Source organism: Shinella sp. WSC3-e (genome assembly GCF_945994535.1).
Lineage (GTDB): Bacteria > Pseudomonadota > Alphaproteobacteria > Rhizobiales > Rhizobiaceae > Shinella > Shinella yambaruensis.
This window is the reverse complement of sequence record NZ_OZ000530.1, coordinates 898,260-923,204: the sequence shown is the minus strand read 5'-3', so window position 1 is coordinate 923,204 and position 24,945 is coordinate 898,260. Positions and strand designations below refer to the sequence as shown.

Genomic DNA, 24,945 nt, shown 5'->3' with positions numbered 1-24,945 from the left:
GGGGGTGACTCTGACGGGTCGTCTGCGCCTTCGCCACCCCCCTCATCCGCCTGCCGGCACCTTCTCCCCGCGGGGGAGAAGGGGATGGGGCAACGGTTTCCCGCCATATGCGATAACCATGCTCCTCGTGGGCGAGATACCCGGCCGGGCAAAGGGGGGTGAGCGCCACCCGGAGGCCGTCCAATGAGCGCCCTCTTCGAAACGCACCAGGGCACCTCGCCCGTCATTCTCGCCTTTCCGCATACCGGTACGGATGTGCCGGCCGATATTTGGGAGCGCCTGAACGATAACGGCCGCATCCTCGCGGATACGGACTGGCACATCGAGCGTCTCTATGCCGGCCTGCTGCCGGAGGCGACGACAGTGCGCGCCACGTTCCACCGCTATGTCGTCGACGCCAACCGCGATCCGGCCGGCGTCAGCCTCTATCCCGGCCAGAACACGACCGGCCTCGTTCCCGAAACGGATTTCGACGGCAAGCATATCTGGAAGGACGGCGCGGCGCCGACCGAGGCGGACATCGCCTACCGGCTCGCCCATTTCCACGCGCCGTACCACGCGGCCCTTGCCGCCGAGATCGAGCGCGTCAAGGCGATCCACGGCGTGGCGATCCTCTACGACTGCCACTCGATCCGCTCGCTGATCCCCTTCCTCTTCGAAGGCCGGCTGCCGGATTTCAATGTGGGCACCGACATGGGCCGCACCTGCGCCAGGGAAATCGAAACGGCGACGTTCGAGATCTGCGCCCGGGCCGAGGGCTATACAAGCATCCTCAACGGCCGCTTCAAGGGCGGCTGGACGACGCGCCACTACGGCAGGCCGGAAACCGGCGTGCACGCCATCCAGATGGAGCTGGCGCAGGTCAGCCACCTTGCCACGGAAGCCCCGCCCTTCGCCCTCGACGAGGCGAAGGCCGCAAGACTGCGCATTCCCCTCAAGGACATCCTGAACCGTATCGAGGCGCTCGCCTCCACCCTCACACGCTGATCCGGGAGAACCAGCCATGACCGACAATCCCCGCCACAACATCCGCGAAATCCGCGCCGCCACCGGCACCGAGCGCACCGCCAAGAGCTGGCTGACCGAAGCGCCGCTGCGCATGCTGATGAACAACCTCGACCCGGACGTCGCGGAAAACCCGCACGAGCTCGTCGTTTACGGCGGCATCGGCCGCGCCGCCCGCACCTGGGCCGATTTCGACAGGATCGTCGCCTCGCTGCGCGACCTCGAGGACAACGAGACGCTGATCGTGCAGTCCGGCAAGCCGGTCGGCATCTTCCGCACGCACAAGGATGCGCCGCGCGTCCTCATCGCCAATTCCAACCTCGTGCCGCACTGGGCCACCTGGGACCATTTCAACGAGCTGGATAAGAAGGGCCTTGCCATGTACGGCCAGATGACGGCCGGCTCGTGGATCTATATCGGCTCGCAGGGCATCGTGCAGGGCACCTACGAGACCTTCGTCGAGGCCGGTCGCCAGCACTATGGCGGCAACCTCAAGGGCAAGTGGGTGCTGACCGGCGGTCTCGGTGGCATGGGCGGCGCCCAGCCGCTCGCCGCCGTCATGGCCGGCGCCTCGTGCCTTGCCGTCGAGTGCAACCCCGATTCGATCGATTTCCGCCTGCGCACCCGCTATATCGACGAGAAGGCCGAAACGCTCGACGAGGCCATGGCGATGATCGACCGCTGGACGAAGACCGGCGAGGCCAAGTCCGTCGGCCTGCTCGGCAATGCCGCCGAGATCCTGCCGGAGATGATCCGCCGCGGCATCCGCCCCGACATGGTCACCGACCAGACCTCCGCCCACGACCCGATCAACGGCTACCTGCCGAAGGGCTGGACCATGGCCGAGTGGAAGGCCAAGCGCGAAAGCGACCCGAAGGCCGTCGAAAAGGCCGCCCGCGCCTCGATGCGCGAGCATGTCGAAGCGATGATCGCTTTCCAGGACATGGGCATCCCGACCTTCGACTACGGCAACAACATCCGCCAGGTCGCCAAGGACGAGGGCCTCGAAAACGCCTTCGCCTTCCCGGGATTCGTGCCGGCCTATATCCGCCCGCTGTTCTGCAAGGGCATCGGCCCGTTCCGCTGGGCGGCGCTGTCCGGCGATCCGGAGGACATCTACAAGACCGACGCCAAGGTGAAGGAACTGCTGCCCGACAACAAGCACCTGCACAACTGGCTGGACATGGCGAAGGAGCGCATCTCCTTCCAGGGCCTGCCGGCGCGCATCTGCTGGGTCGGCCTCGGCGACCGCCACCGCCTCGGCCTCGCCTTCAACGAGATGGTCAAGAACGGCGAGCTGAAGGCACCGATCGTCATCGGCCGCGACCATCTGGATTCCGGCTCCGTCGCCTCGCCGAACCGCGAGACGGAAGCGATGAAGGACGGTTCGGACGCGGTGTCCGACTGGCCGCTGCTCAATGCCCTGCTCAACACCGCCTCGGGCGCGACCTGGGTCTCGCTCCATCACGGCGGCGGCGTCGGCATGGGCTTCTCGCAGCATTCGGGCGTCGTCATCTGCTGCGACGGCACGGATGAGGCCGCCGAGCGCGTCGGCCGCGTGCTGTGGAACGACCCGGCGACCGGCGTCATGCGCCACGCCGACGCCGGCTACGACACCGCGCTCGACTGCGCCCGCGAAAAGGGCCTGCGCCTGCCGGGCATCCTCGGCAACTGATGCATATCGCCTGAAAGTGCGCAGCGGTTTTGGGAGAACGATATGCACAATAAACCGAGACTTTTGCGCAACAGCGACCATCGCCGCATGCCGTGGAAGAACGGCGGCGGCGAGACGGTCGAGGTGATCGTCCATCCGGAAGGCGCGAGCCTTTCGGATTTCGGCTGGCGCGTCAGCATGGCGCGCGTGGCGGGCGACGGGCCCTTCTCCGTCTTCCCCGGCATCGACCGCACGCTGGCGGTCCTTGCCGGAGACGGCATGGCGCTCTCGATCGAGGGACTTGGCGAGGCGCTGCTGACGCCCGCCTCCAAGCCGCTGGCCTTCCCGGCCGATGCGCCGACCACGGCGCGCCTCACGGCAGGGCCGATCACCGACCTCAACGTGATGACCCGACGCGGCGCCTTCCGGCACAGGCTGACGCATCACGTCGCGCGTGATGCAGTGGCGCTGCCGGAAACGACGGGAGAACGTCTGCTGCTGGCGCTGGAACCGCTCGGCGTCTCCACGCCGGAAGGCCTCGTCGGGCTCCAGCCGCTCGATGCGCTCGTGCTCGACGGCGGATCGGCGGCGGAGATCGTGCCGGCCGGCGAAGAGACCGCCTTCTATCTGGTGGAAATCACCCAGGACTGACCGTTTGCGGAGAAGCGATTTCCTTGTCCGCCCCGGAGCGGAGTGCTACCTCCCGACACATTCGCTCATTGGGCATTTGTCGGGAGAGATTTTTATGAGACATCGCAAATTCGGCCGCACGGGTTTCACCACCACGGATATCGGCTTCGGCGCCTGGCAGATCGGCGGCGCCTGGGGTGATGTCAGCGAGGCGGACGGCCGCGCCGCCCTCAACGCCGCGCTCGACGCCGGCATGTCCTTCATCGACACCGCCGACGTCTATGGCGACGGCCGCTCGGAAAAGATCATCGCCGACGTCCTGAAGGACCGTGGCGGCCAGCGCCCGATGGTGGCCACCAAGGCCGGGCGCCGGCTTTCCCCGCATGTCGCCGATGGCTACACCAAGGAAAACCTCGAAGGCTTCATCGACCGCAGCCTGAAGAACCTCGGCGTCGAGCGGCTCGATCTCGTGCAGCTGCACTGCCCGCCGACGGAGGTCTACTACCGTCCGGAGGTCTTCCATGCGCTGGAAGAGATCAAGGCCGCCGGCAAGATCGCCAATTACGGCGTCAGCGTCGAGAAGGTCGAGGAGGCGCTGAAGGCGATCGAATATCCCGGCGTCGTCAGCGTGCAGATCATCTACAACATGTTCCGCCAGCGCCCGGCGCAGCTCTTCTTCAAGGAAGCCGCCCGCCGCCAGGTCGCCGTCATCGCCCGCGTGCCGCTGGCAAGCGGCCTGCTCTCGGGCAAGATCACGCGCGACACCGCCTTTGCCGCCGACGACCACCGCAACTTCAACCGCCAGGGCGACGCCTTCGATGTCGGCGAGACCTTTGCCGGCGTGCCCTTCGAGACCGGCCTTCAGGCCGTCGAGGAAATCCGTGCGCTGGTGCCGGCCGGCACCGCCATGGCTGCCTTCGCGCTGCGCTGGATCCTGATGGCCGATGCGGTCAGCGTCGTCATTCCGGGCGCGCGCAACGCCGCGCAGGCCGAGGCGAATGCCCGGGCCGCAAGCCTGCCGGCGCTTTCGGACGACGTGATGGAGGCGACGCGCGAGATCTATTACCGGCTCGTCGCGCCGCATGTGCACGGTCGCTGGTAGGGCGCGGCCCTGCGGCTTCGCGCATCAACTGAAATGATAGCCGACATCATGGCTATCTATTTCGTTTATGCACGAGGCCGCGCTACCGTTCCCCATCGGTCACAATCACAACAGGGGAACGACCATGAAGACAATGCTGCTCGCGCTGGCTCTCGCAGGCTCCACGCTGCTTTCCGGCCCGGCTTTCGCCGAGACGCTGAAGATCGGCACGGAAGGCGCCTACCCGCCCTTCAACTTCCAGGATTCCGCGGGACAACTCGGCGGCTTCGACGTGGAGATCGGCCTTGCGCTCTGCGAGAAGATGAAGGTCGAGTGCGACGTGGTCGCGCAGGACTGGGACGGCATCATTCCCGGCCTCGTCGCCAAGAAATACGACATGATCATCGCCTCGATGTTCATCACCGAGGAGCGCAAGAAGCAGGTCAACTTCACCGACCCCTACTATCTCGCCGCCATGACCCATGCCGCACCGAAGGGCGCCGGCATCACCGATTTCACCAATGAAGGCATGAAGGGCAAGACGATCGGCGCCCAGTCCGGCACCACGCAGGCCGATTTTGCCGCCGCCGTCTATCCGGATGCGGACATCAAGCTCTACCCGACGCAGGACGAGGTGAACCTCGACATGGCGAACGGCCGCCTCGACCTGCAGGTCGGCGACATGATCCCGCTGCTCGACTGGGTCACCAAGAACGACGACGGCAAAGCCTGCTGCGAACTGATCGGCGAACCGATCACCGACCCGAAATTCGTCGGCGAAGGCGTCGGCATCGCGGTGCGCCAGGAAGACAACGACCTGCGCGAGAAGCTGAACGCCGCGCTGAAGGCGATCCGCGAGGACGGCACCTACCAGAAGATCAACGACAAGTACTTCTCCATCGACATCTATACGATGAAGTGATCCCCCTCCTCGCTCGGGGGCGGGCTCGACCCGATCATGCAAAGCCGCGGGGCCCGCGAGGGTCCTCGGGTTGAATTCGCGGATGACGCGATTGGTCGGGGCGATGTTGCGATCAGGTCGAGGCGGCTTCGGCCGCCTTTCACCTGTCCGGGCTCAGGGATCGAAGCGGGTGCGGTTTTCACCGCGAACGCCGTCCATGGGCCGCGTGAAGAAGGCTTCGTCGCTGCCCTCGCCGTCAAGGCTGACCAGAAACGGATGTGGGTCCAGCGCCCGCCGCGGGCGAAACTCCATGCGCGCCTCCACGCCGCCTGCCAGGAGCTCGTCGAGATAGGCTCCCGCGAGTCCGCTGGTGCTAAACCTTTGCCACATAATGCATTTCCCCCTCTTCCGGCGACCGGAATGCGCCGGGCTCCTTTTTGGTTCCGCGAAAAACGGCGCCTGCCGATCACATTTCAGGGCACGCCAGCCCGCCGCCTCTTGCCTTTCCCGACCCCTTGGCCGTAGCTACGCGCATGCCGATCAACCGCCTCGAACGCTTCGCCCACAATCTCGACTGGAACCTGCTGCGCACCTTCGTGGTCGTAGTGGAGGAAGGCTCGATCACGCGGGCGGCGAACCGGCTGCTGCTGCAGCAGCCGGCCGTCAGCATGGCGCTGAAGCGGCTGGAGCAATCGGTCGGCCACCGGCTGATCGACCGCAGCCCGGGCCGCTTCGAGCTGACGGAGGCCGGCGAGCGGCTGCATGCGCTCTGTCACGACATCTTCACCGCCATCGTGCGCCTGCCGGAGGCCATGCAGCTTTCCGGCGAGGATATTTCCGGCCACATCACCCTCCATGCCGTCAGCCATGCCATGAATCCGGCCTGGGACCGGGCGATCGCCGATTTCTTCCGGCAGCATCCGCGCGTCACCATGGGCGTGACGGTCGAGACGACGACGGATGTCATCCGTTCGGTGGAGCGGGGCGTCGCGACGCTCGGCCTTTCCGACGGCATCATTCCGGAGGGATTGGAGAAGACGCCCTTCTGCTACGAGCGCTACGCGCTCTATTGCGGCCGCGGGCACCGGCTGTTCGGCGTGCGCGATGCCCGGCTGGAGGACCTGAGGGGCGAGCCCTATGTCAGCTTCCTCGCCGACGTGCTCGGCGGGCCGCATATGGGCCCGGTGACGGCCGTGCGTGCCATCGGCTCCTTCGGCCAGCAGGTACGGGCGCTGGCCTTCAACGTGGAAGAAGTGCTGCGGCTGGTGGTGGCCAATGCCGGCATCGGCATGCTGCCGGTGCACCTGACCGGCGCGGCGCTGGCGGCTGGCGAGCTCTGGCAGCTGCCGCCCTATGACGACCTGCCGGTGACCGAGACCTTCCGCATCACCAATCCCGGTTCCGCGCTCAACCCGGCCGAACGCGCCTTCCTCGCCCATATGGCCGATGTGCCGGCCTGGCGCTGGGGCGAGCCGCATCAATCCGGCTGATAACCACTTTCATCCCTATAAATTTGAAGAATGCGGCCGGCTTGCTTAGGCAGGAGGGACAAGGGTCCACAGCGGAGGCGGGTCATGCGGACATTCGACATCGTGATCATCGGCGGCGGCATTGCCGGCCTTTCGCTCGCCTATTTCCTGAGCCCGCACCGCTCCGTCGCCGTGCTGGAGCAGGAGGGCGCGCTCGGCTATCACAGCACCGGCCGCTCGGCGGCGGAATTCACGCTGCGGGACAATGCGCCGCTGGTGAATGCGCTTGCCCGCGCCAGCCATGCTTTCCTGATGCGGCCGCCCGAGGGGTTCGCCGCCGTGCCGCTGCTCATCGAGCGGGGCAGCATCATCCTCGGCGCGGCGGAGAAGGCGGCGCTGGTGCGCGAACGCTTCGAAACGGCCAGAAGCCTCGGCGTGGCGGTGGAATGGCTGGACGAGGCCGCCATGCTCGCCCGTGCGCCGATGCTGGACCCCGCCTATGCGGCCGCCGCCTATTTCGACCCCGACTACTGGGACATCGAGGTGGACGCGCTGCTGCAATCCTATGCCCGCCACGCCCGGCGCCATGGTGCCCAGATCGTCGAGGGCCGCCGCTTTGCCGGCGCCCGCCGCGCCGGCGGCCGATGGCTGATCGAAGCCGGCGAGGAGACGATCGCCGCCGGCATGCTGGTGAATGCGGCCGGCGGCTGGGCCGATGCGGTCGCCGCGCTTTCCGGCGTCGCGCCCGCCGGCATCGTGCCGCATCGCCGCACGGCCATCACCATCGACCTGCCCGATGGCATCGACGCGAGCCGCCTGCCGGAGATCAACGAGATCGAGGACCTGTTCTACTTCAAGCCGGAGGGTGGCCGCCTGCTGGCCTCGCCCGCCGATGAGACGCCCTGCGAGCCGGCGGACGTGCAGCCGGAAGAGCTCGACATCGCCTATGCCGCCCACTATGTCGAGGAGGCGACGACACTCACGGTGCGCCGCGTTTTCCGGAGCTGGGCCGGCATGCGCAGTTTCTCCGCGGACCGCCTGCCCGTCATCGGCCCGGCCGGGGACGAGCCGTCCTTCTTCTGGCTCGCCGGCCAGGGCGGCTACGGCATCCTGACCTCGCCCGCCCTCGGCAGCCTTTCCGCCGCCCTCCTCACCGGAAGCCCGGTGCCCGAGCCGCTCGCCCGCGAGGGCATAACGGCGGAGACCTTCAGCCCCCGCCGCCTCTCCTGAAACGAAACGGGCGCCCCAGGGGCGCCCGTTCTGTTTTATGCTTCCGTTGCCGGCGTCGTTGCCGAAGCGGCCGCCCGCGCGGTATCGCGGTCCTTCCACCAGCGGCTGAGGAAGAGCAGGATCGGGCCGCCGATATAGATCGACGAGGTGGTCGCAACGACCACGCCGAACAGCATCGGCCAGGCGAACGGCTTGACCGTGTCGCCGCCCCAGATCGCCATCGGCAGCAGCGAGGCGGCGACGGCGACCGAGGTGAAGATGCATCGCATGACCACCTGGTTGATCGACAGGTCGATGAGGTCGGAGAACGGCATCGACTTGTACTTGCGCAGGTTCTCGCGCATGCGGTCGTAGACCACCACCTTGTCGTTGACCGAGTAGCCGATCAGCGTCAGCACCGCGGCGATGGCCGTCAGGTTGAAGTCGATCTGCATCAGCGAGAAGAAGCCGATCATCTTGGTGATATCCAGGATCAGCGTCGCGATGGCGCCCACGGCGAAGTGCCACTCGAACCGCCACCAGATGTAGAGCAGGATCGCCACCATGCCGAGACCGACGGCGAGGAAGCCGGAACGGGCAAGCTCGGTGCTGACCGTCGGGCCGACCACTTCCGTCCGCTCGAAATTGGCATCCGGGATCACTTCGGCAACGCCGTCGCGGATCTTCTGCAGGGCCGCCGTCTGCACCTCTTCGCCGCCCGGCTGGCGCTGGACGCGCACGAGGACCGAGGTGCCCTGGCCGAATTCCTGCAGGGCCACTTCACCGAGGTTCAGCCCCTCCATCTTCTCGCGCAGCGGGGCGAGGTCGATCGGCGTCTTGGACGTTGCCTCGACCTGGATGCCGCCGACGAAGTCGATGCCGTAGTTGAGGCCCGGCGTGAAGAACAGGATGATCGAGCTGATCGAGATGAAGGCCGACATGGCGATGGCGATGTAGCGCCCGCGCATGAAGGAGAAGTTCGGGATGCTCCAGACCTTGCCGAAGATCGAATGGATGTCGATCCGCTTCATCTTGCGGCGGATGACCACCTCGCGCATCAGGAGGCGCACGAAGGTGATGGAGGTGAACATCGAGATCGCAAGGCCGATGATCATGGTGATGGCGAAGCCGCGCACCGGGCCCGAGCCGAACATGAAGAGCAGGATCATGCCAACCATGGTCGTCATGTTGCCGTCGACGATGGTCGCATAGGCCTTGTTGAAGCCGACGTCGAGCGCCTTCATGGCCCCCGCCCCCGCCGCCGTCTCCTCTCGGATACGGGCATTGATCAGGATGTTGGCGTCGACGGCCATGCCGATGCCGAGGATGATGCCGGCGATGCCGGGCAAGGTGAGCGTCGAGCCGAGCAGGCCGAGCGTGCCGATGGTCAGCACCGTGTGCAGCACGAGGCCGAGATTGGCGATGAGGCCCCACGAACCGTAGAGCACCTGCATCAGCACGACGACGGCGGCAAGGCCGGCAAGGCCGGTATAGAGGCCCATGCGGATCGAGTCGGAGCCGAGGTTCGGGCCGACGGTGCGCTCCTCGATGATGGTGAGCGGCGCCGGCAGCGCGCCGGAGCGCAGCAGCGCCGAAAGGACGGTCGCTTCCTGCGGGTTGAAGTTGCCCGAAATCTGGCCCTGGCCGCCGATGATCGGTTCGCGGATGACGGGGGCCGTCAGCACCTTGCCGTCGAGCACGATGGCGAAGGGTTTTCCCACATTCGCCTGGGTGATCTCCGCGAACTGGCGCGCGCCGGTGGAATCGAAGCTGAACGAGACGATCGGCTCGTTCGTGCGCTGGTCGAAGCCGGCCTTGGCATCCGCGAGGCGATCGCCCGAAATGGCGACGCGCTCTTCCACGGCGTATTTGCCGGGGTCGTTGGCGCCGGGCAGGATCATGACGCCGCGCGGGGCGACGCCGTTCGGATCCACGGTCTGGTCGACCATGTGGAAGCTCATCTGCGCGGTCGAGCCGAGAAGCTGGCGCAGGCGCGTCGGATCCTGCAGGCCCGGCAGCTGGACGAGGATGCGATCGCCGCCGACGCGCTGGATGAGCGGTTCGGCGACGCCGACCTGGTCGACGCGGCGGCGGATGATCTCGAGGCTCTGCTCGACGGCGGCGGACATGCGCTCGTTGATGCCCGCTTCCGTCAGCGTGACATTGATCAGGTTGCCGCTGGTGGCGACATCGATATCGGCGCTGCCGGCGGTAAAGCCGAGCGTCGTCGTCGGCGTCGCGAGCTTGCGCACCTCCGGCAGGATCTTGTCGCGCGCCGCCGGGTCGGGCAGCGTGATCGTCAGCGTCGAGCCGCTGAGGCGTGCGGCCGAAGCGCGCTCGCCGGCTGTGCGCAGGATCGCGCGCGTATCGTTCAGCAGCACGTCCATGCGCGCCTTGCGCAGCGCCGCCGAATCGACCTCCAGCACGAGATGCGAACCGCCCTTCAGGTCGAGGCCGAGCGTCACGGGATTGGCGGGCAGGAAGCGCCCGAATTTCGCCTGCTGTTCAGGCGTCAGCACGTTGGGCACGGCCGCGAGCACCCCGAAGAGGATGATCGCGATATAGACCAACAATGCCCATTTGGAGGTTTTCATGGGGTTGTTCCATCTAGACTGCCGGACGGGCGCGACGTGAAGCCGGCACCGTCCGCGGGAATCGGAATTTCGAACGAATGGCGCGGCGTACGGGACGCCACAGGGCCTCAGGCGGAAAGAGCCGGCGGCGCGCGGCTGCGGAAGGATGCCGGGCCCAGGCGGGCGGGCGCCGCATCGTCGACAGCGACAGGGACCACCGAGGCGGCGGTCTCGAAGGGATAGAGCACGGCACCGGCGCCCGGGACGAGCGCCTTGCCGGCGGCATCGCCCTCCGGCAGGCCGCTCTTGGCCTTGGCGACCCGCCGCTCGGCATGGCCGCTGGCGGGGAACCAAAGCTCCTCGCCGGTGGCCGACAGCGGCGACGGCGCAACGCCGCCTTCGGCCGCCGCCCGCGGCGGATGACCGGCGCCGTCTGCATTGCCGGGCAGGGAAAATTGCGACAGGAACAGGGTGACGAGCAGCACGAGGAAGCCGACGGGCGCAAAACCCCGCTCCCAGATCGTCGCTTCTCTGTCGGTCCTCAACGTCATATCCGTCCGTTTCTTCAGGGCGGAGCGCCGCGCGAAGCAGGCTTCGCAGCAATGCCGGTGGTGCGCCAAGAACCACTTACCACCGGCCAAGTCAAGTTTTGACGCTAACGCTTCCTTTACGCTTCGACGTTTCAGGCCTCACAATTCATGGATCGTGACATCGGGGCAGGCTTTTTTCGCGAGATCGCAGAGATGTTCGTGATGGGTGAGGTAGATCACTTGCCCGCCTGTCGCCATCGCGCCCATCACCGTCAGGGCATTGAGCGCGCGCCGGTCGTCGAAGGTCTCCATGATGTCGTCGGCGATAAAGGGCACGATCTCGCGGCTGGCGGCGATCTCGTGATAGCCCGCCACGCGCAGCGCCAGATAGAGCTGGAAGCGCGTGCCCTTGGAAAGGTCCTTCGCCAGCTTCGCGCCGCCGGAGGCGGCATTGACGACGAGGAATTCGCTGTCCTTTTCGAGGATCGTCGAAAGGCCGGTATATTCGCCGGCCGTGATGTCGCGGAAGGTCCGGGACGCACGCTCCATCATCGCGCTGCGATGGCGCTCGCGGTAGAGCCGCAGGGCCTGTTCCGCGGCCAGGATGCCGGCGCGCGTCGCAAGGTAGCGCCGCGATTTCTCCGCCAGGTCGACCAGCACCGTGCGGCGCCGCTCCTCCAGCACCGCAGCCGCATCGCTGCCGGCGACCTTGGCCAGCGCCTCCTCCGCCCGCGCGCGCAGCAGGTGCTGTTCCTGCACCGCGCGGTCGAGCTCTTCCAGCCGTGCGGAGAGCGCGTCCTTCTCCACGGCGAGCTGGTCGTCATCGACCGCCGAGAGCAGCGCTTCGGCCGCCTCGACCGTGTCGGTGCGGAGCTGCTGGGCGAGGTCGCGGCCGACGTCATGGACACGCGCCAGGATCTCGTCGCGCTTGCGGTAAGCTTCGAGCAGCACGTCCGCCTCCGCGAGCGTGTCGCAGCCGAGGACGGCGTAGACCTCCGAAAGCCGCGCGGCGAGCACCGTCCGGCGCTCGTCCAGCGCCCTCTCCTCCTCGTCAAGGCGCAGAACCGCCTTTTCGATCGCCTCGCGCCGCTGGCGTACCGCCGTCGCCGCGGCGAGCCGCCGGCCGAAAGCCGCGACGGTCGCGAGCGGGTCCTCGGCGTTAAACGGCTCGGACAGACGCGCAGCGAGACGGCGGGCATGGTCGGCGTAGTCCTTCTGGTCGCGGCGCATGCCGGCGATCCGATGGTCGAAGTCCCTGCCCCGCTCGACATTCTGGGCGAGCGTCTGCAGCGCCGGGAGGAAGGCGGCAACGCGGTCCAGCGCGATGGGCGCATCCTGCCGTGCAAGCCAGGTGCCGGCGATCGCCCGCGCCCATGCCTCCTGCCATTCGGCAAGCGCCGCGCCGGCGTCCTCCGCGGCCTTGCCGCGCATATCGGCATCGGCTTTCAACCGGGCAAGCTGCGCGGCCGCGGCAAGCCGCCGGGCCTCGCCCGCCTTCAGCGCCTCCAGCCTATCCTCGGCAAGGAACAACGCTTCTTCGAAGGGGCTATCCTCGGCCAGCGCTTCGCCGAGCAGCGCCGCCAGCCGCGCCAGCACGTCCCGCCTGTCCTGCTCGACGAGATCGGCCGCGACCGTGCGCAGCGCGAGCGCGCCAAGCGCGTCCAGCGCCGCCGTCCGCCGTTCCAGCCAGCCGGCCATGTCCGCCAGCGCCGTCCCCTCAGGCAGGCCGAGGCGCCGGGCAAGCGCCGCTATCTGCGCTTCGACCTCCGCCCGCGCCTCCACCAGGCGCGTCACGTCATCCGCTAGGATCTCCAGCCGCGCCGTGCCCTCCGCGACCGTCCGTTCGAGAAGGCGAAGCTCCGAAAGGCGGTCGGCATTGCGCAGGCGCGCCTCCGAAGCACGGTCGTCGTCGCGCATCGCCTGCTCGAAGGCGGCGGCGGAAGCGCTGTCGAGGGTGCCGAGATGCGCCCGCCAGGCCGCGTCGCGCACGGCCCGCAGATGGCTCGCCCGCTCTTCGCCGGCGGCGCCGGTCGCCTTTTGCAGCGCCGCAAGCGTCGCGCGGGCGGAGGCGACCTCCAGTTCCAGCGCGGCAACCTGCTGCCGCTGACGGTGCAGGGCCTCGGCCGCCATGTCGTATCGTCTGCGCAGACCCTCGATTTCGGCGGGCGGCGGAACCGCCATGCCTTCCAATGCCGCCGCCGTGCCGGACCAGGGCGCAAGACGGGCCATCGCGCCGTCGGCCTCCTGCCGGGCAAGCGCGACGAGACGCCGGGCCTCGCGAAGGCGCGCCGGAAGATCGGCGGACCGGGCGGCGCGCAGGACGGCAGCGAGCGTCGATTGCAGCGCCACATCCGCCTGCCCCTGCTCACCCGAAACGGCACCGGCCTCGCCGCCAGCGGCAGCAAGCGCCCGTTCCGCCTCGGCACGCTCGCGAAGCGCCGCATCGGCCCGTTCGGCAAGCGTCGCCCGCCGCGACAGGAGGGCTGCGAGTTTCTCGCCAAGGCCGGGAGGAAGCAGGATGCCGGCCGGGTCGGCATCCGCGGGCAGGCCGAACACGGCAAGGCTCGCCCCGATGGAGACGGTCACCTGGTCCCGCTCCGCCTCGCGGGCGGCAAGATCCATTGCCGCCGTGCGGAACCGGGCTTCGAGCGCGGAACCGACAAGGGCCGCGATGTCGCCTTCCACGGCCAGGACGGCCGCGTCCTCGGGCAACGCCGCCAGTTCCTCGGCAAGATGCAGGCGCTCCGCCTCCATGCGGGCGGCGCGGGCCGCGATTTCCGCCTCCTCGCGCGCCAGTTCGCCGGAAAGCGACCGCCAGGCAGCGGGCGGGGAATCACCGAGGTCGAACGCGCCGAGTTCGGCACGCAAGGCGCGCAGGCGCCGGAGGTATGGCAGCGCGGAGAGGCCGCGCTCCACCTGCGCCAGCGCGGCGCGCACCTCGGCCCGGGCGGCGGTCATCTCGCCGTGACGCCCGGCGGCGGCATCGCGCTCGCGCACCAGCAGGCCATAGTCGCGGGCCGCGACGTCGAGCGCCTTGCGCTCGGCGGCAAGGGACTCGATATCCGCCTTGAGGGCCGAGAGCGCGTGCCTGCGGCCGGAGGGGCGATAGAACTCGTCGGCCTCCGCCTTCAGCGCCGCAAGGCCCGTGGCCATGTCGGACAGGCCGGAGCTGGCGGAAAAGAGCATCGCGCCGAGCTCGCCCTCGCTCTTCAGGATGTCCTCGCCGCCCTTTTCGATGCTCTCGTCGTCGAGCGAGAACATGGTGCGATAGGCATTGCGGTCCATGCCGCCGAGCACGGTGGCAAAGAGCGTGTCCGGCAGGGGCCGGTCGTCGGCGGAGACGAGCGAGGCCTGGTTGCGCTTCAGGCGATAGGCCTCGTGGCGCTCGGCACCGACGGAGAACTGCCCGCCGACGCGCATCAGGGCATAGGGGTGCAGGAAGCCGTAGGCGCTGGATTTCTCGATGCCGAAGAGCAGGTCGAGATAGGCGGAAAAGAGCGTGGACTTGCCCGCCTCGTTCGGGCCGTAGACGAGGTGGAAATCCGGCTTTCCGGGCTGGGCCGCGCCGAAATCGAGGCTGCGGTCGGTGAATTTCCCGTAGCGGACGAGGTCCAGGCGATCGAGGCGCATCGGCTATGCCCCCGCGCCTTCCCCGCCGAGGCGGGCGAGAACGGCATCGGCGCCCTCGAGGGCAAGCTCATGGAGCAGGGTCTCCTCCGCCGCCTCATCCGCCGCCAACAGGCTGCGCGCCTCCTTCGGCAACTGGCGCAGGAGGTCGACCAGCGCCTCGCGCAGCTCCTCGCGATAGGCATGGCTCTCGACGACGTCCTCGCGCATCAGGCGCGACAGCTCGGTGAGAGGGCCGGCATCGGCACCGGCCGCGACAAGCGGCGCAGCGACGGAAAGCTCCACCGCCTCGATCCAGCATTCGCCGAGCGAGGCTGCAAGGTTCTGCAATTCGGCAGCGAGCAGGTCTTCGTCGCGGCGAAGGCGCCAGGCGAGCGGCGTGGCGCCGGCAAGGGTGAGGCGTGCGACGAGATGGGCGCCGCCCGCGGCCGCCCGCGCCTCCGCCAGCACGGTTTCGATGCGGTCGAGCATGCCGCGCCAGTCGTCGATGCCGGAAAGATCGACGGAAAGCCGCTCGAACAGGGCGACGGCAACCGGATGTAGCGCGCAGGTGATCGCGCCGTCATCGTCGACGGTGGCGAGGGTCACGCCCTTCGGGCCGCCCTCGTTGATGTCACGGCCCTGCGGATTGCCGGGCATGACGATCCACGGCTTTTCCAGATGCACCCGGCGCTGGTGGATATGGCCGAGCGCCCAGTAGTCGAAGCCGTGCGCGGCAAGGTCGGCCACGCCGACGGGCGCATAGGGATCGTGGCGGCTGGCGCCGGCGAGGCTGGTGTGCATCAGGCCGATATTGACGGCGTCCGGCAGCGGGGCGCGAAAGCCCGGCAGGAGCGAGGCCGGGGCATGGGGATTGGCAAAGCTGATGCCGTGGACGTGGACCTCGCGGCCGCTCGCCAATATGCCGGCCCTTACCGGCTTCCCGCGGCCGTCGAAGACGTGCACGTTCGGCGGAAAGGTCAGTTCGCGGGTGATCTGCGACTGGGCGTCATGATTGCCGCGGATGAGGAAGACGCGGATGCCGGCCGCCTCCAGCCGGCGCATCTGCTCCATCAGGAAGAGCGCCGTCGCCATGGAGGTCTGCGAGCCGTCGTAGAGATCGCCGGCGATGATGAGGGCGTCGACAGCCTCCGTGACGGCAAGATCGACGATGCGCTCCAGCGCCTTGCGCGTCGCCCCGCGCACCAGGTCTCCAAGCTCGGCATTGCGCAGGGCGAGCGATGTCAGGGGCGAATCGAGATGGAGATCGGCGGTATGGATGAAGCGGAACGGCATCCCCGGACAATCGCTTTCCCCTCCCGCCGGGTCAATGCTTGGCGCTTCGCCGACAGGGTTATGCAGGAGAGAAATCGTCCCACCCGGAAAAATCCGGAAAAGGGCGGGAATAACGTCCTCCGCCTGACCGTTCGCATTTACAGAGATCGTTCAATATCTATGATCAAATTATCCGAAAACCTTCGTGATCATTTGACATGGTCCCTCATAATACCTATATTTCCCCTCATGAGTAGCACGATAGAAATCTCCCAGGGCATGTTCAAACTCTACCATCAGGTGAGTCGCCTGGTGAACGAGTGCATGATGGACGAAGGCGTGTCGCTTGCCCGCAGCAAGTTCCTGCTTCTTCTGGAATGCCAGGGGCCGCAGCGCTCGACGGACATCGCCTGCGCGCTCGGCTTCGCGCCCCGCACAGTGACGGAAGCGATCGACGGGCTGGAGCGCGACAAGCTCGTCAAGCGCGAGCCGGACCCGAAGGACCGTCGTGCCAAGATCGTCTCGATCACGGATATGGGCCGCACGGTGATCTCCGCCGCCCAGCAGCCGCAGCACAAGACGATCGAAGCGATCTTCGCGGTGCTGACCGAGGACCAGAAGCAGCATCTCAAGGAGATCATCGGCTGCCTCAGCGAGAAGACCGAGGAATTGCAGCGCGAACGGGACAAGGCCGAAGGAAGCGCCGGGGCAGCCCCCGCGCGGCCGTTGCGCGCCGTCGGCTGAGCCCGGCGAGGACGAAAAGACGAAAAAGCCGGGATCGCAGGATCCCGGCTTTTTTCGTTCCTGCTTTCGGCAACCGGCCCCTCTCCCCGCCTGCGGGAAAAGGGGCCGTGATGCGCGCAGCTTACATGGCGTTCATCGGGCCGATGCCGAAGAACAGCGTCTCGCCGGAGGAATCGTCCACGCCGTCATTGTCGGTCACGATGAAGCCGTTGCCGGCGGCATCGATGGCAAAGCCCTCGACCTTGTCGACGACGAAGCCGTTGGTGGCGCCCTTGAGGTCCGGGATGAGGTCGCGGACCTCTTCCTTCCTGACGACGGGCAGGTCGCCGCCGAGCGCGGCCGGCTTCAGATCGGCGAGCGCCACGCGGTAGAGCTTCTTCAGCCTGGCGGCCTGGCCGATGAGGTTGTCGCGCTCGATGATATAGGCATGCTCGCCATTTACCGTGATTTCGGAAAGGCCGACCCAGCCGCTTTCCGTCTTTTCGAGCGGGTAGCGCACGGCACCCCATTCCTCCGAGGAGGGCTTGTAGGAGACGAGCTTCACGAAACCCTTCTCGTCATCGCCCCATTCGCGCTGCATGGCCATCCACAGCACCTTGTCATCGCCTTCGCCGACGCTGGTGATGCCTTCGAAGCCGAAGCGCTTCTCGCCGGCGCGCAGCGCGGCGGGAATGGCGATTTCCTTCTGGATCTCGCCCTTTTCGTTCACATGGATGATGGCGTGGCTGTAGAGCTTGTCGGCATCACCTTCGTTGGCGAGCCAGAAGCCGCCCTCACCGTCCGGCGTCACGCCTTCGCTGTCGAGCTTCTGGGCGGCCGCGCCATTGCGCGTGATGCGCAATGCATCGACGATCCTCGCCGGCTTCGCGGTAGCGTCGATCGTGAAGATCGTCGGCTGCGCGGCGTAGAAGGAATCGTTGACGGCATAGAGCATGCCCGGCTTGTCCTTGACCGGGGCAAGGCCCGAGAGGGCGCCGAAGCCGATCAGCTCGCCGTCCTTGTCGGTGGAGACGATCTGCGGATAGGCAGCCTCCCCTTCCGCACGCTCATAGATCATGACATGCGAGCGGGCGCCGCCGTCCTCGACGAGGTCGGTCTCGTTGGCGGTCACGAAGAGGTTGCGGCTCGCAATGGCGACGGCGCCTTCCGGGCCGACGCCCGAGGGCAGCAGCTGCAGAAGCTCAGGCTCGCCGCCGGTATCCTTGTAGACGCCGACGATCGAGGCACGCTCGGCCAGCACGAAGAACAGGGTGTCGTCGCCGAACCTGGCCGCTTCCATGCCTTCCGGCTCGACGCCCTTCTTGTTGCGCTTGTCCGGGTAATGGCCGATCCTGGCGATCTCGCGCTCGAAGCCGGCACCGTTCTCGTAGAGAACCTTGCCCTGCTTGTCGAAGATGGTGAAGCCGCGCGCGCCGCCCTTCCAGTCGCCTTCATTGGCAACGACCAGGCGGTCGTCGTCGAGCCACTTCACGGCGTCGGGCTCGCGGGCGACATCCTTCATCTCGCCGGTGAACTTCAGGGCGCCGTCCTTCTTGGTATCGATGCCTTCAAGGTTGACCGTACCGGCGGAGAAATGGCTCTTCACCGTGCCGGTCCTGCCGTCGACGACGACGATGTGGTTGTTCTCCTGCAGGGTGACGGCGACCTCGTCGAGGCTGTTGAAGGCGACGAATTCGGGCTCCGGATCCTCACCCGCGACATCGGCAAGGCCGGTCAGCGCGACATGCTTGATCGAGCCGCAATCGACGATGCCGTCCTTGAGGGACAGCAGCACGAGATCGCCGGCCGGCATCTGCGGGATGGCGCCGTCATTGACCTCCTCGTCGCGCTCGTTCTCGATGGCGATGGCGGCGATCGTCCTGTCCTTGTTGAGGGCGATCGAATCCGGCTGGCCGCCGAGATCGCAGGTCGCCTCGATGGCCTTGGAAGCGAGATCGACCTGGGCAAGGACGCCCGACGGCTTCACGAAGCTCTCGCGCGTGTTGATGGCGACGAGCGCCTTGCCGGCCGCGATCGCGACCGAGGTCGGCTCGCCCTCGAAGGAAAGGGAGCCACCGGCCTTCGGGGCCCTGGCGTCGGTGATGTCGATGAAGCCGACCGCCTTGTTCGGGCTGTCGGAATAGACGAGCGTGTTGCCGTCCTCGGAGGCGGCAATGATTTCGGACGAGGTCGGCGTCGCCTTGTCCACGCCCTCCGGCAGGTTGTCGGCGACGGCGAAGGACGCAATGCGATTGAATACGGGCTCGGCGCTGGCGGCAGGGGCCACCGATGCGGCGAGAACCGCCGCGAGGGCGGCGGTGATCGAACGGGTTTTCATGAAATCCTCCGGGATCCGGTCAAAAGGAACCCGGCGGTTCTGAGGCTTTCCTGTTACAGGCCGATGACATTTCGGCGACAGTTCCGCCCCTTCTCCCGCAAATAAAAAGGGGCCCGGAAGAACCGGACCCCGACCCTGAACTTCAGGTTTGGCGGCGGAGTGGATAACCGCTCTGCCCGAACCAAGGATCAGCCGTTGACGGCGTCCTTCAGGCCCTTGCCGGCCGAGAACTTCGGCACGTTGCGTGCCGGGATCTCGATCTCGGCGCCGGTCGAAAGGTTGCGGCCCTTCGAAGCTTCGCGGCGCGATACGGAGAAATTGCCGAAACCGACGAGACGAACGTCGCCACCGTTCTTGAGTTCGCCCTGGATCGTCTCGAAAACGGCGTCGACAGCCGATGCTGCGTCCGTCTTGGAGAGGCCAGACTTCTCAGCCACTGCGGATACGAGTTCATTCTTGTTCATGTTTCCACCCCTTTCATACGGTTTGAAACGACTCATACAAGTCGGGGGCAGAATACGCATCGCCCTTCGCCTCGCAAGAAAATTTCGTCGCAAAACCCTGAGAATCCGGGCTTTACACACGCTTTTCAACGAAAAAGACCGGCCGAACGGCCGGTCTTTTCCCGTTTCGCTCCAAAATGCCGGATGCTTTACCCGGCATAAAGGCTCAATGCGCGATCGCGCCGGTGCCTTCGTCGGTCGATTCGACCGCCGGAACCTTGGCATCCTCGACCGTGCCGTCCCACTCGATCGGCTCGGGCCGGCGGACCAGCGCATGCTTGATCACCTCGCCCATGCGGGTCACCGGGACGATCTCCATATTGTTCTTCACATTGTCCGGAATGTCGGCCAGGTCCTTGGCGTTCTCTTCCGGGATCAGCACCTTCTTGATGCCGCCGCGAAGCGCGGCGAGCAGCTTTTCCTTCAGGCCGCCGATCGGCAGCACCCGGCCGCGCAGCGTCACCTCGCCCGTCATCGCGATGTCCTTCGAGACCGGGATGCCGGTCATGATGGAGACGATGGCGGTCGCCATGGCGATGCCGGCGGACGGGCCGTCCTTCGGCGTCGCGCCTTCCGGCACGTGCACGTGGATGTCGGTCTTGTCGAAACGCGGCGGCTCGATGCCGAAATCGACGGCGCGCGAGCGGACATAGGAGGCCGCCGCCGAGATCGATTCCTTCATCACATCCTTCAGGTTGCCGGTGACGGTCATGCGGCCCTTGCCACCCGGCAGGCTGACGCCTTCGATGGTGAGCAGCTCGCCGCCGACTTCCGTCCAGGCAAGGCCCGTGACGACGCCGACCTGGTCCTCGCGCTCGGCTTCGCCGTGGCGGAAGCGCGGAACGCCGAGGAAGTCGTGGATGTTGTCCGCCGTGACCTCGACCGTCTTCGACTTGCCCTTGATGATCTCGGTGACCGCCTTGCGGGCGAGCTTCATCAGTTCCCGTTCGAAGTTTCTGACGCCCGCCTCGCGGGTATACTGCTGGATGACCGCCATCAGCGCGCCGTCGGTGACCGAGAATTCCTTCGGCTGCAGCGCGTGGTCGCGGATCGCCTTGGGCAGCAGGTGCCTTTTCGCGATTTCCAGCTTCTCTTCTTCCGTGTAGCCGGCGATGCGGATCACTTCCATGCGGTCCATCAGGGGCGCGGGAATGTTCAGCGTGTTCGCCGTCGTCACGAACATGACGTTGGACAGGTCGTATTCGACTTCCAGGTAGTGATCCATGAAGGTCGAGTTCTGTTCCGGATCGAGCACCTCCAGCAAGGCCGAGGACGGGTCGCCGCGGAAATCCATGCCCATCTTGTCGATCTCGTCGAGCAGGAAGAGCGGGTTGGATTTCTTCGCCTTCTTCATCGACTGGATGACCTTGCCGGGCATCGAGCCGATATAGGTGCGGCGATGGCCACGGATCTCGGCCTCGTCGCGCACGCCGCCGAGCGCCATGCGGATATATTCGCGGCCGGTCGCCTTGGCGATCGATTTCGCAAGCGAGGTCTTGCCGACGCCCGGAGGGCCGACGAGGCACAGGATCGGCCCCTTGATCTTGGTCGAGCGGGCCTGCACGGCAAGATATTCGACGATGCGCTCCTTGACCTTGTCGAGGCCGAAATGATCCTCGTCGAGGATCTTTTCCGCCGCATTGAGGTCGGTCTTGATCTTCGACTTCTTGCCCCACGGAATGCCCGTCAGCCAGTCGAGATAGTTGCGCACGACGGTGGCTTCCGCCGACATCGGGCTCATCTGGCGTAGCTTCTTCAATTCGGCGTCCGCCTTCTCGCGGGCTTCCTTGGAGAGCTTGGCCTTGGCGATCTTCTCTTCCAGTTCGGCCATCTCGTCGCGGCCGTCCTCGCCGTCGCCGAGCTCCTTCTGGATCGCCTTCATCTGTTCGTTGAGGTAGTACTCGCGCTGGGTCTTCTCCATCTGGCGCTTGACACGCGAGCGGATGCGCTTTTCGACCTGCAGGACGGAGATTTCGCCTTCCATGAAGCCGAGCGCCTTTTCAAGGCGCAGCTTGACGCTCGTCGTCTCCAGCATTTCCTGCTTCTCGACGATCTTGATGGACAGGTGCGAGGCAACGGTGTCGGCGAGCTTCGAGTAGTCCTCGATCTGGCTCGCGGCGCCGACGACTTCGGGCGAGATCTTCTTGTTGAGCTTCACATAGTTCTCGAACTCGGAGACGACCGAGCGCGACAGCGCCTCGATCTCCACCGGGTCCTCGTCCGGCTCGGCCAGGACGTGGGCCATCGCCTCGTAGAATTCCTCGCGTTCGGTGTAACCGTCGATCTCGGCGCGCGCACGGCCTTCGACCAGCACCTTGACGGTGCCGTCGGGCAGCTTCAGGAGCTGAAGCACGTTGGCGACGGTGCCGATGCGGTAGATGGCGTCGACTTCCGGGTCGTCGTCGGAGGCGTTGATCTGGGTGGCAAGCATGATCTGCTTGTCGGTGCCCATCACCTCCTCGAGCGCGCGGATCGACTTCTCACGGCCGACGAACAGCGGGACGATCATGTGCGGGAACACCACGATGTCGCGCAGGGGCAGGACCGGGAAGGCCGTGGAGTCGTGCGACGCAGACGTCTTTTTCGTCATGTCATTTCCTTTCAAACGTCCCGTTTCCGGGAACCGGTCCATTCGGCGCTTGGGGTGCCGGGCCGGCGATCTTTTCCATCCACAAGTGGCGTGCGGTTAACACATTTTCAAGCCCGGTTGCAGAGTGCCCCACTCCACGACGGACAAGCGAACCAGCGACAGGAAGTGTAGTCTTCCGCGCTGTCGCGGAACTTGCGGCCTTCCCCCGGCGGGACCGCCGGAGCATACACAGCACAGAATCGACGCCTTCCATTCTGGCCCGGCGCAGACCGTTTCGCAACGGCCCGACGAAGCAGTGGAAGCTTACCCATCATGCCCCTTCCCGCGGCACGCGACCAGTCACGAAATGTCACCAGGCGACGCAAACGAAAAGACCCGCCGCGGCGGGTCCTTATTGATGGCAACCTCAGCCCACCCTCACCGTCATCCTCGGCCTTGAGCCGAGGATCCATCGGCGTGCTCGGAGCGTGGATGGTCGGGTCAAGCCCGACCATGACGGAAGAGAGGTTGCGGCACTTGATCGACGTGCTGGCGCGCGCCTCATTCCAACAGCCGATCAGGCCGAAACGTTGGCCTTCTCGTCGGAACGCTCCGAATAGATGTAGAGCGGACGGGCAGAGCCCTTGACGACCTCGTCGGAGATGACGACCTCGCGCACGCCTTCCAGCGTCGGCAGCTCGAACATCGTGTCGAGCAGGATCTTCTCCATGATCGAGCGCAGCCCGCGCGCGCCGGTCTTGCGGACGATCGCCTTGCGGGCGATCTCGCGCAACGCGTCCTCGTGGAAGGTCAGTTCCACGTCTTCCATCTCGAACAGGCGCTGGTACTGCTTGACGAGCGCGTTCTTCGGTTCCGACAGGATCTGGATCAGCGCATCCTCGTCGAGGTCCTCCAGCGTCGCCAGGACCGGCAGACGGCCGATGAATTCGGGGATGAGGCCGAACTTCACCAGGTCTTCCGGCTCCAGCTCGCGCAGAACCTCGCCGACGCGGCGGTCTTCCGGTGCACGCACCGTCGCGCCGAAGCCGATCGAGGTCTTCTCGCCGCGGGCGGAGATGATCTTGTCGAGGCCGGCGAAGGCGCCGCCGCAGATGAACAGGATGTTCGTCGTGTCGACCTGCAGGAATTCCTGCTGCGGATGCTTGCGGCCACCCTGCGGCGGTACGGAAGCAACCGTGCCTTCCATGATCTTCAGAAGCGCCTGCTGCACGCCCTCGCCCGAGACGTCGCGCGTGATCGACGGGTTGTCGGACTTGCGCGAGATCTTGTCGACCTCGTCGATATAGACGATGCCGCGCTGGGCGCGCTCGACATTGTAGTCGGCGGCCTGAAGCAGCTTCAGGATGATGTTCTCCACGTCCTCGCCGACGTAACCGGCTTCGGTCAGCGTCGTGGCGTCGGCCATGGTGAAGGGCACGTCGATGATGCGGGCGAGCGTCTGGGCGAGATAGGTCTTGCCGCAGCCCGTCGGGCCGACCAGCATGATGTTCGACTTCGCCAGTTCCACGTCCGAGCCCTTGGCGGCATGCGCCAGGCGCTTGTAGTGGTTGTGCACCGCGACCGACAGGATGCGCTTGGCCTGCTGCTGGCCGATGACATATTCGTCGAGGACCTTGATGATATCCTGGGGCGTGGGAACGCCGTCGCGGGATTTCACCATCGAGGTCTTGTTCTCCTCGCGGATGATGTCCATGCACAATTCGACGCATTCATCGCAGATGAACACGGTCGGTCCGGCAATCAGCTTGCGGACCTCGTGCTGGCTCTTGCCGCAGAAGGAGCAGTAAAGGGTATTCTTGGAGTCGCCGCCGTTGCTGCCGCTGACCTTGCTCATGTCACTATCCTTCCAGCACGCCGTTCATCTTAGACAAGATGGCCGGACCACTCAAACCGCCTTTGCCGGAAGCGTTCTCGCCGTCCTTCAAAGGCTCCAGGGGTACTGACCGGAAAAGGGTTTCCCCAAACCGGTGGCAACGAATCCCCCACCGAACACCGAATGCTAGGCCGTTACAAATCAACATAGCATTAACGGCCAATATTAACGGCTTTGCCGTGCGGATAAAGCCCCGCGACCATTACAAATGCGTCACAATAACTTCATCCGCGGCAAAAGCATGGCGTCACGCGCCCTCGACGCCCTCGATCGCCTCGCGGCTGGTGATCACGCGGTCGACCAGACCCCAATCCTTCGCCTCGTCGGCGCTCATGAAATGGTCACGGTCGAGCGTCTGTTCCACCTCCTCGTATGTGCGGCCGCAATGCTTGACATAGACCTCGTTCAGCTTGCGCTTCATCTTGAGGATGTCCTTGGCATGGCGCTCGATATCGGACGCCTGGCCCGAGAAGCCGCCCGAGGGCTGGTGCACCATGATGCGGGCGTTCGGCGTCGCGAAACGCATGTCCTTGTGGCCGGCGGCCAGCAGCAGCGAGCCCATCGAGGCGGCCTGGCCGATGCAGAGCGTCGAGACGGCCGGCTTGATGAACTGCATCGTGTCGTAGATCGCCATGCCCGAGGTGACGACGCCGCCCGGCGAATTGATGTAGAGCGCGATCTCCTTCTTAGGGTTCTCGGCCTCGAGGAAGAGAAGCTGCGCGCAGACGAGCGTGGCGATGTGATCCTCGACGGGACCCGTCAGGAAGATGATGCGCTCCTTCAGGAGGCGCGAATAGATATCGTAGGAACGCTCGCCGCGGTTGGTCTGCTCGACGACCATCGGCACCAGAGCCATGGCGGTATCTACGGGATTTCTCATGTCAATCCTTCATCGGTGTGGCCCTGAAACCCTTCGCAAGCGTTGGGAATCAGCAAGTTTCGTCTTCCCTACATAGAGTGTGAGGGTGGCGGACTTCAAGACAGG

General features: G+C 66.1%; 18 protein-coding genes. 8 read left to right on the top strand and 10 right to left on the bottom strand.

The window, feature by feature from the left end; all coding sequences use genetic code 11:
• The first annotated feature begins 183 nt into the window (after positions 1 to 183).
• The 5 genes from hutG to AABF56_RS04625 all read left to right on the top strand — a co-directional run bounded on the left by hutG (position 184) and on the right by AABF56_RS04625 (position 5,292).
• Positions 184 to 987, top strand: a complete 804-nt coding sequence (gene hutG / locus AABF56_RS04645) for an N-formylglutamate deformylase (protein ID WP_272805084.1) — start codon at positions 184 to 186, stop codon at positions 985 to 987.
• Positions 988 to 1,003: 16 nt separating this feature from the next.
• Positions 1,004 to 2,680 carry a urocanate hydratase gene (hutU, locus tag AABF56_RS04640; protein WP_272805083.1) on the top strand — a complete coding sequence of 559 codons (1,677 nt, stop codon included), beginning with the start codon at positions 1,004 to 1,006 and terminating at the stop codon, positions 2,678 to 2,680.
• 42 nt (positions 2,681 to 2,722) lie between these two features.
• Complete coding sequence (locus tag AABF56_RS04635; RefSeq protein ID WP_272805082.1) at positions 2,723 to 3,310, top strand: HutD/Ves family protein; 588 nt, start codon at positions 2,723 to 2,725, stop codon at positions 3,308 to 3,310.
• A 94-nt stretch (positions 3,311 to 3,404) separates the two neighbouring features.
• Complete coding sequence (locus AABF56_RS04630) at positions 3,405 to 4,391, top strand: aldo/keto reductase (protein WP_272805081.1); 987 nt, start codon at positions 3,405 to 3,407, stop codon at positions 4,389 to 4,391.
• Positions 4,392 to 4,515: 124 nt separating this feature from the next.
• Positions 4,516 to 5,292, top strand: a complete 777-nt coding sequence (locus AABF56_RS04625) for an ABC transporter substrate-binding protein (RefSeq protein WP_272805080.1) — start codon at positions 4,516 to 4,518, stop codon at positions 5,290 to 5,292.
• 153 nt (positions 5,293 to 5,445) lie between these two features.
• Here the strand turns inward: AABF56_RS04625 and AABF56_RS04620 are convergent, their stop codons facing one another.
• Positions 5,446 to 5,661: a hypothetical protein gene (locus AABF56_RS04620; protein ID WP_244765846.1), complete on the bottom strand. Its 216-nt coding sequence runs from the start codon at positions 5,659 to 5,661 to the stop codon at positions 5,446 to 5,448.
• A 143-nt stretch (positions 5,662 to 5,804) separates the two neighbouring features.
• On the opposite strand from AABF56_RS04620, the gene AABF56_RS04615 reads away from it, so the two are divergent.
• Both AABF56_RS04615 and AABF56_RS04610 read left to right on the top strand, forming a co-directional pair.
• Positions 5,805 to 6,761 (top strand): LysR family transcriptional regulator, encoded by a 957-nt coding sequence (locus AABF56_RS04615; protein ID WP_244765847.1) that lies wholly within the window; start codon positions 5,805 to 5,807, stop codon positions 6,759 to 6,761.
• An 84-nt stretch (positions 6,762 to 6,845) separates the two neighbouring features.
• Positions 6,846 to 7,970, top strand: a complete 1,125-nt coding sequence (locus AABF56_RS04610; protein ID WP_272805079.1) for an NAD(P)/FAD-dependent oxidoreductase — start codon at positions 6,846 to 6,848, stop codon at positions 7,968 to 7,970.
• 35 nt (positions 7,971 to 8,005) lie between these two features.
• Here AABF56_RS04610 and secD read toward each other — a convergent pair whose 3' ends face one another.
• The 4 genes from secD to AABF56_RS04590 form a co-directional block, all read right to left on the bottom strand.
• Complete coding sequence (secD, locus tag AABF56_RS04605; protein WP_272805078.1) at positions 8,006 to 10,543, bottom strand: protein translocase subunit SecD; 2,538 nt, start codon at positions 10,541 to 10,543, stop codon at positions 8,006 to 8,008.
• 107 nt (positions 10,544 to 10,650) lie between these two features.
• Positions 10,651 to 11,067 carry a hypothetical protein gene (locus AABF56_RS04600; protein WP_272805077.1) on the bottom strand — a complete coding sequence of 139 codons (417 nt, stop codon included), beginning with the start codon at positions 11,065 to 11,067 and terminating at the stop codon, positions 10,651 to 10,653.
• A gap of 144 nt (positions 11,068 to 11,211) precedes the next feature.
• Complete coding sequence (locus tag AABF56_RS04595; RefSeq protein ID WP_272805076.1) at positions 11,212 to 14,682, bottom strand: AAA family ATPase; 3,471 nt, start codon at positions 14,680 to 14,682, stop codon at positions 11,212 to 11,214.
• A gap of 3 nt (positions 14,683 to 14,685) precedes the next feature.
• Positions 14,686 to 15,954: a metallophosphoesterase family protein gene (locus AABF56_RS04590; protein ID WP_272805075.1), complete on the bottom strand. Its 1,269-nt coding sequence runs from the start codon at positions 15,952 to 15,954 to the stop codon at positions 14,686 to 14,688.
• Between the two features lie 258 nt (positions 15,955 to 16,212).
• Between AABF56_RS04590 and AABF56_RS04585 the strand changes: the two genes are divergently transcribed.
• Complete coding sequence (locus tag AABF56_RS04585; RefSeq protein WP_244765853.1) at positions 16,213 to 16,677, top strand: MarR family winged helix-turn-helix transcriptional regulator; 465 nt, start codon at positions 16,213 to 16,215, stop codon at positions 16,675 to 16,677.
• 121 nt (positions 16,678 to 16,798) lie between these two features.
• Here the strand turns inward: AABF56_RS04585 and AABF56_RS04580 are convergent, their stop codons facing one another.
• The 5 genes from AABF56_RS04580 to clpP all read right to left on the bottom strand — a co-directional run bounded on the left by AABF56_RS04580 (position 16,799) and on the right by clpP (position 24,840).
• A complete protein-coding gene (locus tag AABF56_RS04580; RefSeq protein ID WP_272805074.1) occupies positions 16,799 to 18,994 on the bottom strand; it encodes an esterase-like activity of phytase family protein in 2,196 nt (731 codons plus the stop codon).
• A 188-nt stretch (positions 18,995 to 19,182) separates the two neighbouring features.
• On the bottom strand, positions 19,183 to 19,458 hold the full coding sequence (hupB, locus tag AABF56_RS04575) for a DNA-binding protein HupB (RefSeq protein WP_023516583.1): 276 nt from the start codon (positions 19,456 to 19,458) through the stop codon (positions 19,183 to 19,185).
• Positions 19,459 to 19,663: 205 nt separating this feature from the next.
• Positions 19,664 to 22,087, bottom strand: a complete 2,424-nt coding sequence (gene lon / locus AABF56_RS04570; protein ID WP_272805073.1) for an endopeptidase La — start codon at positions 22,085 to 22,087, stop codon at positions 19,664 to 19,666.
• A 556-nt stretch (positions 22,088 to 22,643) separates the two neighbouring features.
• The gene (gene clpX / locus AABF56_RS04565; protein ID WP_064329747.1) at positions 22,644 to 23,921 is read right to left on the bottom strand and encodes an ATP-dependent Clp protease ATP-binding subunit ClpX; all 1,278 of its coding nucleotides are present in this window, start codon (positions 23,919 to 23,921) and stop codon (positions 22,644 to 22,646) included.
• Positions 23,922 to 24,207: 286 nt separating this feature from the next.
• Entirely contained in the window at positions 24,208 to 24,840 is a 633-nt protein-coding gene (clpP, locus tag AABF56_RS04560) for an ATP-dependent Clp endopeptidase proteolytic subunit ClpP (RefSeq protein WP_244765856.1), read from the bottom strand.
• Positions 24,841 to 24,945: the final 105 nt, after the last annotated feature.